This window comes from Brevundimonas sp. ABV4_179 (assembly GCF_056311945.1).
Map to the genome: position 1 here is coordinate 587075 of NZ_CM149976.1, position 16008 is coordinate 603082.

General features: G+C 66.3%; 17 protein-coding genes. 6 read left to right on the plus strand and 11 right to left on the minus strand.

From position 1 onward, the window contains the following. The first annotated feature begins 61 nt into the window (after nt 1–61). Nucleotides 62–661: a membrane protein YczE gene (yczE, locus tag ACYX4P_RS02850; RefSeq protein ID WP_248120718.1), complete on the plus strand. Its 600-nt coding sequence runs from the start codon at nt 62–64 to the stop codon at nt 659–661. 3 nt (nt 662–664) lie between these two features. Here the strand turns inward: yczE and ACYX4P_RS02855 are convergent, their stop codons facing one another. Together ACYX4P_RS02855 and ACYX4P_RS02860 are read right to left on the minus strand one after the other, a co-directional pair. After that, nucleotides 665–1351, minus strand: a complete 687-nt coding sequence (locus tag ACYX4P_RS02855) for a response regulator transcription factor (protein ID WP_476070188.1) — start codon at nt 1349–1351, stop codon at nt 665–667. Nucleotides 1352–1434: 83 nt separating this feature from the next. Next, on the minus strand, nt 1435–2133 hold the full coding sequence (locus ACYX4P_RS02860) for a YggS family pyridoxal phosphate-dependent enzyme (RefSeq protein ID WP_248120716.1): 699 nt from the start codon (nt 2131–2133) through the stop codon (nt 1435–1437). Here ACYX4P_RS02860 and ACYX4P_RS02865 point away from each other — a divergent pair. Then, entirely contained in the window at nt 2132–2791 is a 660-nt protein-coding gene (locus ACYX4P_RS02865) for a thiamine phosphate synthase (protein ID WP_248120714.1), read from the plus strand. The genes ACYX4P_RS02860 and ACYX4P_RS02865 overlap by 2 nt on opposite strands. Here ACYX4P_RS02865 and ACYX4P_RS02870 read toward each other — a convergent pair. Beyond that, nucleotides 2781–3164, minus strand: coding sequence for an NtrZ family periplasmic regulatory protein (locus ACYX4P_RS02870; protein ID WP_248120712.1), 384 nt, complete (start codon nt 3162–3164; stop codon nt 2781–2783). The two genes, ACYX4P_RS02865 and ACYX4P_RS02870, sit on opposite strands and share 11 nt — an antisense overlap. Nucleotides 3165–3530: 366 nt before the next feature. Between ACYX4P_RS02870 and ACYX4P_RS02875 the strand changes: the two genes are divergently transcribed. The 4 genes from ACYX4P_RS02875 (at nt 3531) to holA (ending at nt 8274) form a co-directional block, all read left to right on the plus strand. Then, nucleotides 3531–3995, plus strand: coding sequence for a DUF3576 domain-containing protein (locus ACYX4P_RS02875; RefSeq protein ID WP_248120710.1), 465 nt, complete (start codon nt 3531–3533; stop codon nt 3993–3995). A 159-nt stretch (nt 3996–4154) separates the two neighbouring features. After that, a complete protein-coding gene (gene leuS, locus ACYX4P_RS02880) occupies nt 4155–6734 on the plus strand; it encodes a leucine--tRNA ligase (RefSeq protein ID WP_248120708.1) in 2580 nt (859 codons plus the stop codon). Next, nucleotides 6734–7225: an LPS assembly lipoprotein LptE gene (gene lptE / locus ACYX4P_RS02885; RefSeq protein WP_248120706.1), complete on the plus strand. Its 492-nt coding sequence runs from the start codon at nt 6734–6736 to the stop codon at nt 7223–7225. Before leuS ends, lptE begins: the two co-directional genes overlap by 1 nt. Then, nucleotides 7222–8274, plus strand: coding sequence for a DNA polymerase III subunit delta (gene holA / locus ACYX4P_RS02890; RefSeq protein WP_248120704.1), 1053 nt, complete (start codon nt 7222–7224; stop codon nt 8272–8274). Before lptE ends, holA begins: the two co-directional genes overlap by 4 nt. Here holA and ACYX4P_RS02895 read toward each other — a convergent pair. From ACYX4P_RS02895 to rho, 8 genes are all read right to left on the minus strand, one after another. Then, nucleotides 8271–8453 carry a hypothetical protein gene (locus ACYX4P_RS02895; protein ID WP_248120702.1) on the minus strand — a complete coding sequence of 61 codons (183 nt, stop codon included), beginning with the start codon at nt 8451–8453 and terminating at the stop codon, nt 8271–8273. The genes holA and ACYX4P_RS02895 overlap by 4 nt on opposite strands. Nucleotides 8454–8478: 25 nt before the next feature. Continuing rightward, the gene (locus tag ACYX4P_RS02900) at nt 8479–9372 is read right to left on the minus strand and encodes a ParB/RepB/Spo0J family partition protein (protein WP_248120700.1); all 894 of its coding nucleotides are present in this window, start codon (nt 9370–9372) and stop codon (nt 8479–8481) included. A gap of 26 nt (nt 9373–9398) precedes the next feature. Next, nucleotides 9399–10220 (minus strand): ParA family protein, encoded by an 822-nt coding sequence (locus tag ACYX4P_RS02905; RefSeq protein WP_248120773.1) that lies wholly within the window; start codon nt 10218–10220, stop codon nt 9399–9401. Continuing rightward, nucleotides 10201–10833, minus strand: coding sequence for a 16S rRNA (guanine(527)-N(7))-methyltransferase RsmG (gene rsmG, locus ACYX4P_RS02910; protein ID WP_248120698.1), 633 nt, complete (start codon nt 10831–10833; stop codon nt 10201–10203). Before rsmG ends, ACYX4P_RS02905 begins: the two co-directional genes overlap by 20 nt. Next, a complete protein-coding gene (mnmG, locus tag ACYX4P_RS02915; RefSeq protein ID WP_312570433.1) occupies nt 10833–12713 on the minus strand; it encodes a tRNA uridine-5-carboxymethylaminomethyl(34) synthesis enzyme MnmG in 1881 nt (626 codons plus the stop codon). Before mnmG ends, rsmG begins: the two co-directional genes overlap by 1 nt. Before the next feature lie 93 nt (nt 12714–12806). Further along, a complete protein-coding gene (gene mnmE / locus ACYX4P_RS02920) occupies nt 12807–14114 on the minus strand; it encodes a tRNA uridine-5-carboxymethylaminomethyl(34) synthesis GTPase MnmE (RefSeq protein ID WP_248120696.1) in 1308 nt (435 codons plus the stop codon). Between the two features lie 72 nt (nt 14115–14186). Continuing rightward, the gene (locus ACYX4P_RS02925) at nt 14187–14411 is read right to left on the minus strand and encodes a DUF6489 family protein (protein ID WP_248120694.1); all 225 of its coding nucleotides are present in this window, start codon (nt 14409–14411) and stop codon (nt 14187–14189) included. Nucleotides 14412–14463: 52 nt separating this feature from the next. Beyond that, nucleotides 14464–15897: a transcription termination factor Rho gene (gene rho, locus ACYX4P_RS02930; protein ID WP_248120693.1), complete on the minus strand. Its 1434-nt coding sequence runs from the start codon at nt 15895–15897 to the stop codon at nt 14464–14466. Nucleotides 15898–16008 lie beyond the last annotated feature (111 nt).

Sequence of the window (16008 nt, forward strand, 5' to 3'; positions counted from 1 at the left end):
CACGCCAGAATGTCACAACTGGCCCTTTTTTCAAAAGCCAGTTCGGGCCACTGGGTTCGTCATGACCCGCCGCCTTTTCCAGCTGTTCTCCGGCCTCATTCTCTATGGCCTGTCCATCGCCCTAATCGTGCGCGCCGACCTGGGGCTGGACCCTTGGGACGTGTTGAACCAGGGCGTGTTCGAGCGGTTCGCGCGGCCGGCGGGGATCAGTTTCGGCCTGGTGGTCAATCTGATCGGTTTGGCCGTTCTGCTGCTGTGGATCCCGCTGCGTCAAAAGCCCGGCGTCGGCACAATCGCCAATGTGCTGGTCATCGGAACCGTCGCCAACGTCGGACTGGACTGGATTCCGACCGACCTGAACCTGTGGCTGCGCGCTGGCCTGTTGATCGCCGGCATCGTTCTGAATGGGGTGGCGAGCGGAGCCTATATCGGCGCGGGCCTCGGCCCTGGTCCGCGCGACGGCCTGATGACCGGCATCGTGGCGCGCACCGGCTGGCCGGTGAAATGGGTGAGGACCGCCATCGAACTGAGCGTCATCGCGGTCGGTTGGCTGCTGGGCGGCTCGGTCGGACTGGGCACGGTGCTCTACGCCGTGACCATCGGTCCACTGGTCCACGTCTTCCTGCCGCTGTTCACCATTCGCCCGAAGGCGAGCGACTGAACCTTAAGGCTGCAGCCGGTATCCGCCCGCGTCGGTCAGCAGCAGGCGGGCATGGCCCGGCTCCGGCTCGATCTTCTGGCGCAGGCGATAGATGTGGGTTTCCAGCGTGTGGGTCGTAACCCCGGCGTTGTAACCCCAGACCTCGGTCAGCAACTCTTCGCGCGACACCGGCTTGGCGCCGGCGCGATAGAGATATTTCAGGATGTTGGTTTCCTTTTCGGTCAACCGCACCTTTTTGCCCTTGGCGTCCATCAGCACCTTGGCGGCGGGCCGGAACTCGTACGGGCCGATGGTGAAGACCGCGTCCTCGGACTGTTCGTGGCTGCGCAGATGGGCGCGGATGCGCGCCAGCAGCACGGCGAAACGGAAGGGCTTGGTCACATAGTCGTTGGCGCCCGCGTCCAGCCCCAGGATGGCGTCCGCGTCCGCCGACTGGGCCGTCAACATGATCACCGGGGTCGAGATCCCGTCCTTGCGCAACAGGCGACAGGCCTCGCGCCCGTCCATGTCGGGCAGGTCGACGTCCAGCAGGATCAGGTCGGCGCGAATCTCGCGTCCCATCCGCACCCCGTCCGTGGCGGTCGCGGCCTGCTGGGTGCGAAACTCCTCGTGCAGGTTCAACTGCTCGGCCAAGGCCTCGCGCAGGTCGTCGTCGTCGTCGATGATCAGGATGGTCTTGGGCGTAGGCATGGGACAGACAATGGCGAGGCTTGGCCCCCGCGCCAAGGCTTGGGGGTGCGAATATTCACATCGGGTTACGGGCTAGAGCCCCTTTAGGGCCGATTTCGTTCCCCGAACAGCGCCGTTCCGACCCGCACATGGGTCGCGCCGCAGCGGATGGCGGCCTCGTAGTCGCCGCTCATACCCATCGAAAGAACCGACAGGCCATTGCGTTCAGCCAAGGCGCGCAGCATCGCGAAGTGCGGCTCAGCGTCCTGATCCGCCGGGGGAATGCACATCAGTCCCTCCACGGTCAGCCCATAGACGGCCCGCGCCGAGGCGATCAGGGTGTCGGCTGCCTCAGGGGAAACACCGGCCTTCTGCGGCTCGGCGCCAGTGTTGACTTGAATAAGGACGCGCGGCGATCGGCCGCGTTTGCCCGCCGCCTCGGCCAGGGCGCGAGCCAGTTTCTCGCGATCCAGGGTCTCGATCACGTCGAACAGGGCGACCGCGTCCTCGGCCTTGTTGGTCTGCAGCGGCCCGATCAGCCGCAGCTCCAGGTTCGGCGGACCGGCGATCCGGTCGGTCCAGCGGCCTTGCGCCTCCTGTACGCGGTTCTCGCCGAAGACCCGCTGGCCGGTCGCCAATATGGCGTCGATGGCCTCGGCCGTCTGCGTCTTGGATACGGCGGTCAGGACGACGCCGGCGGGGTCGCGCCCGGCTGCCCGGCAGGCGGCCTCGATCCGCGCCCGGACCTCGGCGACCCGTTCGGCGATGGACGGCGGGGCGGAAGCGGGGGAAGAAGGGGTCATGATCCTGCCGGCCGGTTACAGCGACGATGCGCGAACGCTCTGGGATGTCGCGACCGCTCTAAACCGCGCCGCCGCCGCTGTCAGCCCGCGCGCCGCCGCCCTTCCCCCCCTGCTGTTCTTCACCGATCCCGACCGCACCCCACGCCCGTGGGACACGGCGGCCCGACTGCCCGCCGGCTCGGCCGTGGTCTATCGCGCGTTCGGGGTGCCGGATGCACTCGAGACCGGCCTGAAACTTCGCGAGGCGACGACCAGGGCCGCGGTCCGGCTTCTGGTCGGACAGGACGCCAACTTGGCCGAGGCGGCGTCGGCGGACGGCCTGCATCTGCCCGAACGGGCGGCGCACCGTGCGCCGGCGATGCGCGCGGCCCATCCCGACTGGCTGCTGACCGCCGCCTGGCATGGTGGAGCCACACTGACGGAAGGGTTGGACGCCTTGGTCCTGTCGCCCGTCTTTCCGGCCGGCGGAGCGTCGGCGTCGAAGCCGGCCCTGGGCGCCGAGGCTTTCAGCGCGCGGGCGGCGCAGGCCGGCCTGCCGATCTATGCGCTGGGCGGCGTCGACGTGACCAACGCCAGCCAGATCGTCGGCGCCTGCGGCCTGGCGGGCGTCGATGCGATCCGGTCGGCCTTTGGCGCGCCGCCGCGGATCAGAACTTGAAGATGGTTTCCAGACGCACGCGCGGCTGGGCGCGGCTGTTGGTTTCGGGCGCACGGGCCGGGTCGGCCTCGGGCGTGGCCACGGCGGCGGCGGCCCCGACGCGCAGGCGGTCGTTCAGACGATAGTAGGCGCCCGCCTCGACGTCGCCCCAGTCGGTTTCGCGGCCGACGGGCTGGTTCAGGTTGAAGTCCAGGCCCCAGCGGCCACGGTCGTTCAGGCGAAGGCCGCGACGCTGCGGCGCGGGCGTATTGCGTTGGGCGGCCTGGGCTTCCGACAGCGAGACCGTGCCGGACGCGCTCTGGGCGAGCGCCGACGTCGACCCGACAACCGCCGTCGTCGCCATCATCACAGCCAGGAAACCACTGAGACGCATAACCAAACCCTTCGAACCCCGCCACACGGCGACGTTTCATCCCCGGACCGACCTTATATGGTCGTGAACGCGGCGATTAGACACCGGGCGTCAACCCGGTCAACGGAATGACCGCTCGATAACAAGGTTCCCCATCATTGTTGTCGGCTTATGTGGCTCAAGCGTCACGGGATTTGGGCCGGTTCGGGTCGAATGACGCAGCTTTGTCGCAAAAGGGGCGGGCCGCCGAAGGTCGTAGGCTGCGACTTCGCCTTGTCATCGCCCCTTTTCACCGTGTTATAGAGCCGTGCAGTCGGCGTTTCATCACGTCGTGCGCCCGTGCGAGCGAGGGCTCCCACGTCCCTGAGTTTACGGAGACTTCTCTTGATGAGCCTCAACAAGGCCCTGGTTCGCAACGTCGCGGTCGTGCTGGTGTCTGGCGTGGCCCTGGGCGCGTCGCTTTCGGCCTGCTCGAGCGTGCCCTTCGTCGGTGGCAAGAAGTCCGCGCCCAAGACGAACGCTCAGCAGGGCATCGGGGTGAACGCCTATCTGTGGCGCGCCTCGCTCGACACCCTCAGCTTCATGCCGCTGCTGACCGCCGACCCTTGGGGCGGCGTTATCAACTACGATTGGTACATCAACCCCCAGACGCCGAACGAGCGCTTCAAGGCGACCGTCTTCATCCTGGACACCCGTCTGCGCGCCGATGCGCTGAACGTGACGGTGACCAAGGAAGTGAAGGGCGCCGACGGCCAGTGGACCGCCGCCCCGGTCGCCGCCCAGACCGAGGCTGATCTGGAAAACGCCATCCTGACCAAGGCGCGCCAGCTGAACCTGTCTAATGCGGGCTGAAGGTCCCCATTAGTTTCTTTTTAGCGCTACGGCCCTTCGGACGAGTTCAGCGCGCCGCGCCCGAGCGTTCGTGGGGCGCATTACTTCTTGGGCGCTGTCGTCCTTCGGGCTAGTTCAGTCGGGAGGGCGTCAGCGCCCTTTTCGACTTTCAGGACGACCGTGGCCCGTTACGAACCCAAGACCGCCGAACCCCGCCAGCAGGCCCGCTGGGCCGAAGCGTCCGCCTTCGTCACGAAGGACACCGGCCGTCCGAAATACTATGTGCTGGAGATGTTCCCCTATCCGTCGGGGAATATCCACATGGGCCACGCCCGCAACTATGTGATGGGCGACGTGGTGGCGCGGTCCAAGCGGGCCCAGGGCTTCGATGTCCTGCACCCCATGGGCTGGGACGCCTTCGGCATGCCGGCCGAGAACGCGGCGATGGAGCGCGGCATCCATCCCAAGGGCTGGACCTATTCCAATATCGCCAACATGCGCGAGCAGCTGAAGCTGCTGGGCCTGTCGCTGGACTGGTCGCGCGAGTTCGCGACCTGCGACCCGGAATACTATGGCAAGCAACAGGCCTGGTTCCTGGAGCTGTATCGGCGCGGCCTGGTCTATCGCAAGGACGGTGTCGTCAACTGGGACCCGGTCGACAACACCGTCCTGGCCAATGAACAGGTCATCGACGGCCGCGGCTGGCGCTCGGGCGCCTTGGTCGAGAAACGCAAGCTGAACCAGTGGTTCCTGCGCATCACCGACTATGCCGACGACCTGATCGAGGGCTTGAAGACCCTGGACCGCTGGCCCGAGAAGGTCCGGTTGATGCAGGAAAACTGGATCGGAAAGTCAAGGGGCGCGACCCTGTGGTGGACCATCGCCGAGGCGCCGGACTTCCTGCCCGCCTCGCCCGAGGGTGAACCGAACCACGCCCGCGATCCGATCGAGGTCTACACCACCCGCCCCGACACCCTGTTCGGCGCCAGCTTCCTGGCCCTGGCGCCCGACCACCCGCTGACCAAGGCCATCGCCGAGCATCGGCCGGATGTGGCGGACTTCATCAAGGCCTGCGCCCAGACCGGGACCAGCGAGGCCGAGATCGAAAAGGCCGAAAAGCTCGGCGTCGATCTGGGCGTCCGCGTCCGCCACCCGTTCGCCCCGGACAAGACCCTGCCCGTCTGGTCGGCCAACTTCGTCCTGTCCACCTATGGCTCGGGCGCCATCTTCGGCTGCCCCGCCCATGACCAGCGTGACCTGGACTTCGCCCGCAAATACGATCTGCCGGTGACGCCGGTGGTCAAGCCTGACGATGTGGACGCCATCGAGATCGGAACCGAGGCCTATGTCGGACCGGGCCGGATCTTCAACTCCGGCTTCCTGGACGGGATGGATGTGGAGGCCGCCAAGGCCGCCGCCATCGCCAAGATGGAGGCTGCCGGCCAGGGCCGCGCCGAGACCATCTATCGCCTGCGCGACTGGGGCGTCTCGCGCCAGCGCTACTGGGGTTGTCCGATCCCGATCATCCACTGCCCGTCCTGCGGCCCGGTGGAGGTTCCGGCCGACCAGCTGCCGGTCGAACTGCCCGACGACGTGACGTTCGACGTGCCGGGCAATCCGCTGGATCGCCACCCCGAGTGGAAACACGTCAAATGCCCGTCATGCGGCTCGGACGCGACGCGCGAGACCGACACGCTCGACACCTTCGTCGATTCCAGCTGGTATTTCGCCCGTTTCACCGACCCGACCGCCGCGGCGCCGATCGATAAGGCCGCCGCCGACCGCTGGCTGGCGGTGGATCAGTATATCGGCGGGGTCGAACACGCGGTTCTGCACCTGCTCTATGCCCGCTTCGTGACCCGCGCCCTGTCGGACGCCGGCATGTTGTCGGTCAAGGAGCCCTTCGCCGGCCTGTTCACGCAAGGGATGGTGGTCCATGAGACCTATCGCCGGCCCGACGGCGCCTGGGTCGAGCCGACCGACGTCGAACTGACCAACGACAATGGCGTGCGCGCCGCGCGCCAGCTGTCGACCGGCGAGACCCTGGTCATCGGCGACATCGAAAAGATGTCCAAGTCCAAGAAGAACGTCGTCGCCCCGGCCGAAATCCTGGAAAGCCACGGCGTGGACGCCGGCCGCCTGTTCGTCCTGTCCGACAGCCCGCCCGAGCGCGACGTGCAATGGACCCCCGGCGGGGTGGAGGGCGCCAGCCGCTTCGTCCAGCGCGCCTGGTCGCTGTTCGACGCCTATGATCCCGCCTTCGCCGGCGAGGACAAGGCCAACGCCGACCTGCTGCGCGAGACGCACAAGGCCATCAAGGCCGTGTCCGAAGGGGTCGAGGGCTTCCGCTTCAACTCGGCCATCGCCAAGCTCTACGCCTTCGTCGCCACCATCCGCGACAGCGCCCAGGCCGGTGGCGACGCTCGGCGCCAGGCTCTGTCGGCGCTGGCCCGTCTGATCGCGCCCTTCACCCCACACCTGGCCGAGGAATGCTGGACCCGTTTGGGCGAGGACGGGATGGTTCTGGACGCGCCGTGGCCCGTGTGGGACGCTGCGCTCGCGGCCGACGACGAGGTGGTCCTGCCCATCCAGATCAACGGCAAGCGTCGCGCGGAAATCCGCGTGCCGCGCGGCATGGAGCCCGCCGAGGTCGAGCCGCTGGTCTTGGCCGACGAGACGGTGCAGGCGCGGCTGGAGGGTTTGAGCGTGAAGAAGATCGTGGTGGTCAAGGACCGCATCGTCAATCTGGTGGCCGGCTGATGCGCGGCACGGCGGGGCTAGCCGTTCTGGCTTCGGTCGCGGGGTCGCTGACCCTCTCGGCCTGCGGCTTCACGCCCCTGTACGGCGAGGCGGCCGTGGGGTCGTCGCTGCGCCGCATCGTGGTGACCACCCAGGACGACCGCCTGGGCTATCGGCTGCGCGAGCAGCTGGAGGACGCCTTGGCGTGGGATCGGGCGGCGACGCCGCTTTATCGCCTGACCACCCAGGTCGAACAGAACCGCCGCTCGCTGGGCCGACGCATCGACGACACCGCGACCCGCTACGAACTGACGGTCAAGGCGACCTGGACCCTGACGCCCGCCTCCGGCGGCGCGCCGGTCACCGGAACGGAGACGGTCACCACGACCTACGCCGCCGCCGACCAGCCCTATGCCGCCATCGCCGCCCAGCAGGACGGCGAGGAGCGCGCGGCGTCGGAACTGGCTCGCCTGATCCGGCTGGACCTCATGCAGGCCCTGTCCAACCCGTGATCCTGGCCAAACGCCCTGAGATCGAACGCTTCCTGAAGGCGCCCGATCCGGCGATCCGCGCGGCGGTCATCCACGGCAAGGACCGGTCGGGCGTCGCGGAGCGAGCGGAGACGCTGTGTCGAACGGTCACGACCGACCTGAACGACCCCTTCAATGTCACTGTCCTGACCGACAGCGACATCGACAGCGACGAGACCCGGCTGGAAGAGGCCCTGACGGCCATGTCGCTGATGGGCGGGCGCCGGCTGGTTCGCATCCGGCTGTCGGCGCTGAAGCCCGGCGTGGACAAGGCGGTCGCCGCCGCGCTGAAGATCCATGCCCAGGGCGGCTACAATCCCGACGCCATGCTGGTGGTCGAGGCCGACCAGCTAGGCCGCGAATCGGCGCTGCGGAAAGCGGCGGAAAAGGAAGACGGCGCGGTCGGCATCGTCTGTTACGAGGACGAGACCGGCGACGTGGCCCGAATGGTGCGCGAGGCCCTGGCCGGTGACAAGGTCGGTCTGACCTCCGACGCCCTGGATCGGTTTGTCGCCCGCCTGCCCCGCGAGCGCGGCCTGATGCGTCAGGAGATCGAGCGTCTGGCCTTGTTCATCGGACCCGGATCGGGCCGCACCTTGGACATGGACGCCTTGGAACAGCACCTGGGCGTTGAACCCGACGCCTCGCTGTCCGACGCCGCCCTTCAGGCCTTCGGCGCCCGCCCCGCCCCGGCCCAGTCGGGCCTGAGACGCGCCTTCGCCGAGGGGGAATCCTCGGTCATGGCCGTGCGGTTCGCAGCCATCCATCTAGGAAAGCTACGTCGAATCAACATCTTGCAGGCCAACGGCGCGAACGCCAAGGAAGCAGCCAAGGCCGCCGGCGTCTTCTGGAAACAGGAGGCGGAAATGCTGCGTCAGGCCCGCTCCTGGCGTCTTGAGGCGCTGGACGAGGTGATGGACAGCATCAACAGCGCCGACGTCGCCACCAAGACGACCGGGATGCCGGATCAGCTGATCGCCGAACGCCTACTGCTCGAAATCGCCAGCCGCGCTCGGCGACTGGGGCTTTAACCGCGCTTCGACGCGCGACGGAAGGCGGGCTTGGCCATAGCGACATTGCGCGCGGCGACGGACTTTTCCTCGGCCTTGGCGCCGATCTGGGCGTTGAAGCCATGCCTCGTCTTGGATTTCTTGGCGGCGAGCGCCTGTTTCAGCTTCTCGGCGGCCGTGGGCATATTCTGATCGGTCATCCGCCCACCCTATCACATCCGCGCCTCAACCCCGCATCAGGCGCCGGCACAGATCATCCAGCTGTTCCAGCGTGCCATAGCGGATGGTCAGCTCGCCCCTGCCGTCGCGGTCGGTCAGCTGGACATTCAGCCCCAAGGCGTCCGCCAGATCCTGCTGCAGGGCGACCACATCCGCCGATCCGCCGCCGCCGCTCGCCTTGCCGCCGCCTGACCGCGCCTTGGGCGCTTTCGGCCCCTCGACCGCGCGCCTTGCCAAGGCCTCGGTCTCGCGCACGCTCAGGCCATCGACAAAGGCGATGTCGGCCAGTTGGCCGGGATCGGGCGTGTTGATCAGCGCCCGCGCATGGCCCGCCGACAGCTTGCCCTCACGCACATAGAACAACACCCGCTCCGGCAGCTGGAGCAGGCGCATGGTATTGGCCACATGGCTACGGCTCTTGCCGACCACGCCCGCCACCGCGTCCTGGGTGCGACCGAACCGCTCCATCAGCACCCGGTAAGCTTCGGCCTCCTCCAATGGGTTAAGGTCGGCGCGCTGAACGTTCTCGACGATGGCGACCTCGAACACCTCCACGTCGTCCATCTCGTGGACCACGATCGGCACCTCGGTCAGACGCGCGGCCTGTGAAGCGCGCCAGCGACGCTCGCCGGCGATGATCTGCCACACGCCCGCCTCGCCCGGCTGTGTGCGCACCAGGATCGGCTGAAGCACGCCCTTGTCGCGGATCGAGGCCGTCAGCTCCTCCAAGTCCTCCTGGCGGAAGACCTTGCGCGGCTGGTCCGGGTTGGGTTTCAGGCTCTCGATGGGCGCGCGCCGCACACCGGCGGGCGTCGGGGCATCGGCGGCCACCGGCGCCTCCGCGTTCTCGCCCATCAACGCGGACAGGCCGCGGCCCAGACCTCTTTGTCGTTCAGCCAAGATACTGCTTCCGTTTCTTCTAGAGTTCAGGCGGCCAGCTTCAGCCGCTGCCGCTCGCGCTTCACGACCTCTCGGGCCAGGCGGAGATAGGCCTGGCTGCCGGCGCATTTCAGATCATAGATCAAAGCCGGCTTGCCGAAAGACGGCGCCTCGGCCACGCGAACGTTGCGCGGAATGACGCTCTCATAGACCTTGTCGCCGAAATGGGCGCGGACATCGTTCGCCACCTGGCCCGACAAGGCGCTTCTGCGGTCGAACATGGTCAGGACAAGGCCCTGGATTTCCAATGACGGATTGAGGCTGTGCTTGACCATGTCGATGGTCCGCATCAGCTGGCTCAAACCCTCCAGCGCGAAGAACTCGCACTGCAACGGGACCAGAACGGCATCAGCCGCCGCCATGGCGTTCAAGGTCAGCAGGTTCAGAGACGGCGGGCAGTCGATCAGCACATAGTCATACGCGGTAGGGCCGTCATCGTGCGCCCTTAGCGCGTCGCGCAGGCGGTAAGAGCGACGATCCGCCTGGCTCAGCTCGATTTCTACACCCGACATATCGGCGTCCGCTGGCACGATCCACAGCCCAGGAACCGTGGTCTGCACAGCCGCATCGTCGATGGACCGCTGGTCCACAACCACGTCATAGATTGTGACCCGCCGTGTTTCACGTGGAACACCCAAGCCTGTGGAGGCATTGCCCTGCGGGTCCATGTCGACGATCAGCACGCGCTCGCCGATCGCCGCTAACGCGGTGCCCAGATTGATTGCAGTCGTGGTTTTGCCCACGCCGCCCTTTTGATTGGATACTGCGAGAACCCGTGCGGGCTGCTTCTTACGACCGGCTGCGGGCACGTCGAACACTCCGAATTTTCACGATACGGCCGCGCGGGTCGCTCTGCGACGGGGCCAGTTCCGCATCGAAATGCCAGGATTTCCGCGCTTCGATCAACTCGGATTCGGCCTTCTCCCCCTTCAGGAACAGACCTTGTGCACCTCTTTCAAAGTACGGCTGTGCATAACCTAGCAGCCGATCCATCGGCGCAACGGCCCGAGCCGTCACGATGTCGCACCTGATCCGCTGTTCCTCCGCTCTGCCGTTGATGACCGTGGCGGGAAGCTCCAGCGCATCGACCACCTCTTGCAGGAAGCGACAGCGCTTGCCCAACGAATCGATCAGCCAGACGTGCGCGCCAGGGCGGCCCTTGGCCAGGACCGCCAACACCACCCCCGGGAAGCCCGCCCCGGCCCCAAGGTCCGCCCACGTCAAGGCCTGAGGCGCCTCTTGCAGCAACTGGGCGCTGTCCCAGGCATGACGGTTCCAGAAGTCCGGCAGGCTGTCCGGCCCGACCAGGTTCATCACGGCATTGGCGTCTGCGAGCCGGATACGAAACGCCTCCATATCCGAAAGCTGCGTTTCGGTGGCTCGGGCGCGCGCCCCAAAGGCGGTCTTTTCCGGTTCCAGCATTACGCGGCGACCGTCGCGCGAGGCCCGCGCTTTACATAGGCGAGCAGGGCCGTCAGGGCCCCAGGCGTCATGCCCTCGATCCTGCCAGCCTGGCCCAGGGTGATCGGCCGGACCCGCAACAGTTTCTCCCGCACCTCATTGGACAGTCCACCGATCGCTGCATAGTCCAGATCAAGCGGCAGGGCTAACGCCTCCTCGGTTCTCAAGGCTTCAGCGTCGAGGGACTGGCGGTCCAGATAGTTGGCGTAGCCCGCGTCGATCACAACCTGCTCGCGGACCTCGTCGGACCATCGCGCAATCTGCGGCACAGCCGGCAGGAACTGGTCCAACGCCACACCGGGGAAGGCCAGCAGTTCGCGCATTGACCTGCGCCGGCCATCAGCATTCACTGTGATCCCCAGCCCGCCCGCCTCGTTCGGCGTGAACAGTGTTTCACGTGAAACAGCGCCCGCTTCCGCAAGCGCGACCGCCTTGGTTTCAAACCGCTGGCGGCGCGCCTCTCCGACAATACCCAGCTCGATGCCTAATGGCGTCAGCCGCTGATCGGCGTTGTCCGCTCGCAGGGTCAGACGATACTCTGCGCGGCTGGTGAACATCCGATAGGGCTCTGTAACCCCGCGCGTCACCAAGTCGTCGATCATCACGCCGATATAGGCCCGGTCCCGCCCGAGGATTACAGGCGGTTGGCCGGCGGAAGCCCGCGCGGCGTTCAGCCCAGCCATCAGGCCCTGGGCCGCCGCCTCCTCATATCCGGTCGTGCCGTTGATCTGCCCCGCAAGATAAAGGCCCGGCCGCTTCTTTACTTCCAACGCCGGGGTCAGTTCTCGCGGGTCGACATAATCATACTCGATGGCGTAGCCGTAGCGAAACACCTCGACCGCCTCGAGACCGGGAATGGTCCGCAAGAAGGCGAGCTGAGTAGCCTCCGAAACGGAGGTGGAGATGCCGTTCGGATAGACCGTTGGATCGTCCAAACCTTCCGGCTCCAGGAAGATCTGATGACTGGTCTTGTCTTCGAACCGAACCACCTTGTCCTCGATGGACGGGCAGTAGCGAGGCCCCCGCCCCGACAGGCGACCGCCATAGACGGCGCTTTCGCCCAGGTTCTCGGCGATGATGCGGTGTGTCTCTTCGGTTGTGTGGGTCACGCCGCAGGCGATCTGGGGCACGGTTATGGCGTCGGTCATGAAGGAAAAGGCGGATGGCTCCTCGTCCGCCTGCTGCATTTCCAGCCGGTCCCAAGCGATCGTGCGACCATCCAGCCGCGCCGGGGTGCCCGTCTTTAATCGACCCATCACCAAATCGGCGGCATGGAGGTCTGCCGCCAGTCCGGTCGAAGGATCTTCGCCATGCCGTCCGGCAGGGATACGCTCGTCCCCCCGGTGGATGACCCCATTCAGGAATGTGCCCGTGGTCAGCACGACTGCGACAGCGCGGATCGTCTCGCCCGCCCCCGTCACCACACCAACAACCCGGTCGCCCTCAAGACGCAAGCGTTCGGCCGTTCCGGCCATCAGCGTCAGATTAGGCGTTGCGGCCAACTCAGCCTGCATAGCCTCGCGGTAAAGACGACGGTCGATCTGGCTGCGCGGACCGCGAACGGCCGCACCCTTAGACCGATTCAGCAATCGAAACTGAATCCCCGATACATCGGCGAGACGCCCCATTACCCCATCCAGGGCGTCGATCTCTCTCACCAGATGGCCCTTCCCCAGGCCGCCGATGGCCGGGTTGCAGGACATCTCGCCAATCGTCTCCAGCTTCTGCGTCAGCAGGAGAGTTCGAGCGCCCGCTCGCGCAGAGGCCGCGGCCGCTTCACAGCCCGCGTGCCCGCCACCGATAACGATGACGTCGCACACGCTTTCAATGGGATCGTTCATCCGCGCCACATAGGCCAAGTGGACGCTTTTCGCCAGCCACAGACGCACCACCGTCTAAGCTGTTTCACGTGAAACAGCGGTATGGCTAAAGGGCTATTTGCCGATGCAGAAGGTAGAGAAGACCTGACCCAGTATGTCTTCCACCCCGATGGCGCCGGTCACGCGCGCCAGGGCTTCCGCGGCGCGACGCAAATCGTCACCCGCCATTTCGGGCGCGATATCTAATGCAATACGGCCAGCCTCGACGGCGACGAGGGCTTCCATCAGACGAAGGCGGTGCCGTTCACGGGTGACGGCCGGGAAGTCTGAACCGGCCAGATCAAACGACAGCCTGGCGGCGATCCAGTCATGCAATGCGGCAAGCCCCTGCCCGGTTGTCGTGCTTATGCTCAGTACCTCCAGACTATCGCCAAGGTCCTGGCCGCATAGATCGCTCTTGGTCGCAACGATCAGATCGCCAGCACGGGCGTAGTCAGCGGCAGCCCCGGTCGCGTCGCCCGGCGCCCGCACCCAAAGGCGGAGGTCGGCCTGATCCGCCCGCGCACGGGCCCGACGAACCCCTTCGGCCTCAACGGGATCGTCGCTATCGCGCAGCCCCGCCGTATCGGACAAGGTGACGGCATAGCCGCCGATCACCAGTTCCGCGTCCAGCACATCGCGCGTCGTTCCTGCAATCGGCGTAACGATGGCGGCTTCTCGCGCGATCAAGGCGTTGAACAGCGAGGACTTACCCGCGTTCGTCTCCCCGATCAGGACGATGCGATAACCATCCCGCACCCGCTCTCCTCTCCGGCCGGTGTCGATGGCCCGGCGCAGATCGTCGATCAGCCGGTCCAGCACCGGGCCGGCGGTCTGCGCCAGATTGTCGGGAACCTCTTCGTCGGGGAAGTCGATCTCGGCTTCCACCAGCGCAAGGGCGTGAAGCAGGTCGCGACGAAAACCAGCGTAGGACTCGCTCAGTCGCCCGTCGAGCTGGCCCAGCGCCTGTTTGGCCTGAGCAGTCGTCTCGGCGTCGATCAGATCTGCGACCGCCTCGGCCTGAGCCAGATCCATGAGGCCGTTCTGGAAGGCGCGGCGGGTGAATTCGCCGGGCTCAGCCGGTCGGACGCCCAGCGCGATCAGGGCGCGGCTGGCGGCCTCCACCACGGCTCGTCCCCCGTGAAGATGAAGCTCGGCCGCGTCTTCGCCCGTATAGGAATGGGGGGCCACGAAGCGCAGCACCAGCGCCTGGTCAATGGTAGCGCCTCTATGGGTGAGGCTGCGGACCGAGGCCATGCGCGGCTTGAGCCGATGCGCGCCCAGTGAGGCCAACGTCGATTCGACGCCGGGACCCGACAATCGAACTACGGCGATGGCTCCACGACCAGGAGGCGTGGCGAGGGCGAAGATGGTGTCGGTCATCAGGTCTCCTCCCATTCGAGCGCGATCATCGGCGCGTCGCGTCCTCCCCGCTTTATGGGAGGCGATCGCCGGTCACTTCACGGCCGCTTCCATCAGGCGCCGGAAGTGATCCTGGGCCTGCAGGCCGAAGCTGGTCCAGGTCTTCATCAGCTCCTCGGGCTGCATGGCGGAGATATTGTCCTGCATCCGTTTCTGCATTTCGGCGACCATGGCGTCATTCAGCGGGGTGACGTCGGGCAGGCCAAGAAAGGCCCGCGCCTCGGCCGGCGTGCAATCGACTTCGACATTGATCTTCATCGGCCTTAACTCCGTTTCACGTGAAACAGTGCGCCCGATGGCGGGCGCCGTCTCAGGTGTTCATCGACTGGAAGAAGTCGGCGTTGTTCTTGGACTGACGCAGCTTGTCGAGCAGGAACTCGATGGCGTCCTGCGGCCCCATCGGATTCAGAATGCGGCGCAGGACATAGGTCTTGGCCAGCTGGTCCTTGGGCGTGATCAGGTCTTCCTTACGGGTGCCCGACTTCAGCACGTCGATGGCGGGGAAGATGCGCTTGTCGGCGACCTTGCGGTCAAGCACGATTTCCGAGTTGCCGGTGCCCTTGAACTCTTCAAAGATCACCTCGTCCATGCGGCTGCCGGTGTCGATCAGGGCCGTGGCGATGATGGTCAGCGAACCACCCTGTTCCACATTCCGCGCGGCGCCGAAGAAGCGCTTGGGACGCTGCAGGGCGTTGGCGTCGACACCGCCGGTCAGCACCTTGCCCGACGACGGGACGGTGGCGTTGTAGGCGCGGCCCAGACGGGTGATGGAGTCCAGAAGGATCACAACATCCTTCTTGTGCTCGACCAGACGCTTGGCCTTTTCGATCACCATTTCTGCGACGGCGACGTGGCGGGTGGCGGGCTCATCGAAGGTGGAGGCGACCACCTCCCCCTTCACGGTGCGCTGCATGTCGGTGACTTCTTCCGGGCGTTCGTCGATCAGCAGGACGATCAGGAAGACCTCCGGATGGTTCTTCTCGATCGACTTGGCGATGTTCTGCAGCATCACTGTCTTGCCCACGCGCGGCGGGGCGACGATCAGGCAGCGCTGGCCCTTGCCCAAAGGCGCGACAATGTCGATGACCCGGCCCGAACGGTCCTTCAGGGTCGGGTCCTGGATTTCCATGTGCAGCCGCTCTTCGGGATAGAGGGGCGTCAGGTTGTCGAACAGGACCTTGGTCTTGACCAGTTCCGGGTCTTCCAGGTTGATCGTGTCGACCTTGAGCAGGGCGAAGTAACGCTCACCCTCACGCGGGCCGCGCACGGCGCCGTGGACGGTGTCGCCCGAGCGCAGGCCGAAGCGGCGGATCTGCGACGGCGAGACATAGATGTCGTCCGGGCCGGGCAGATAGTTGGCGTCGGGGCTGCGCAGAAAGCCGAAACCGTCCGGCAGGATCTCCAGAACGCCGTCGGCGATGATCTCGACTTCTTCGTCGGCCAGGGCCTTGAGGATGGCGAACAGCAGGTCCTGTTTGCGCAGGTTCGAGGCGTTCTCGACCTCCAGCTGTTCGGCGAAGGCGACCAGGTCGGCCGGCGTCTTCTCGTTCAGTTCCGCCAGGGTGATACGGCCGTTCGCGACGACGGGTTCGCCGTCCTCGTCCTCGTCGGCCGTGGTGTCCACGCCGGAATCGGCGCCCGCCGCCTCGCCGGCTTCATGCTGGGCCCCGTGATGGATCGGGGCTTCGGCCTCGACGCCTTCGTTTTCGGGGGTGTCGGGATTGGTGTCGCGGACGTCGGTCATGATGCAGGCTCGCGGGCGCTCGCAGACGGTCGCTGCGGCGTCGGGTCTCTAGGATTGTCTGGCCTTTCGGCCGGTGGAGGGCGCGACGGCCTCCTGCTGGTCGAACCGGCA

Excerpts from the sequence above, each read along its gene's own strand:
- lptE (WP_248120706.1), top strand. The coding sequence starts at position 6,734 with ATGCGCGGCACGGCGGGGCTAGCCGTTCTGGCTTCGGTCGCGGGGTCG.
- ACYX4P_RS02855 (WP_476070188.1), bottom strand. The coding sequence starts at position 1,351 with ATGCCTACGCCCAAGACCATCCTGATCATCGACGACGACGACGACCTG.
- rho (WP_248120693.1), bottom strand. The coding sequence starts at position 15,897 with ATGACCGACGTCCGCGACACCAATCCCGACACCCCCGAAAACGAAGGC.
- mnmE (WP_248120696.1), bottom strand. The coding sequence starts at position 14,114 with ATGACCGACACCATCTTCGCCCTCGCCACGCCTCCTGGTCGTGGAGCC.
- ACYX4P_RS02870 (WP_248120712.1), bottom strand. The coding sequence starts at position 3,164 with ATGCGTCTCAGTGGTTTCCTGGCTGTGATGATGGCGACGACGGCGGTT.
- ACYX4P_RS02860 (WP_248120716.1), bottom strand. The coding sequence starts at position 2,133 with ATGACCCCTTCTTCCCCCGCTTCCGCCCCGCCGTCCATCGCCGAACGG.
- ACYX4P_RS02875 (WP_248120710.1), top strand. The coding sequence starts at position 3,531 with ATGAGCCTCAACAAGGCCCTGGTTCGCAACGTCGCGGTCGTGCTGGTG.
- mnmG (WP_312570433.1), bottom strand. The coding sequence starts at position 12,713 with ATGAACGATCCCATTGAAAGCGTGTGCGACGTCATCGTTATCGGTGGC.
- ACYX4P_RS02925 (WP_248120694.1), bottom strand. The coding sequence starts at position 14,411 with ATGAAGATCAATGTCGAAGTCGATTGCACGCCGGCCGAGGCGCGGGCC.
- ACYX4P_RS02895 (WP_248120702.1), bottom strand. The coding sequence starts at position 8,453 with ATGACCGATCAGAATATGCCCACGGCCGCCGAGAAGCTGAAACAGGCG.
- yczE (WP_248120718.1), top strand. The coding sequence starts at position 62 with ATGACCCGCCGCCTTTTCCAGCTGTTCTCCGGCCTCATTCTCTATGGC.
- rsmG (WP_248120698.1), bottom strand. The coding sequence starts at position 10,833 with ATGCTGGAACCGGAAAAGACCGCCTTTGGGGCGCGCGCCCGAGCCACC.
- ACYX4P_RS02865 (WP_248120714.1), top strand. The coding sequence starts at position 2,132 with ATGATCCTGCCGGCCGGTTACAGCGACGATGCGCGAACGCTCTGGGAT.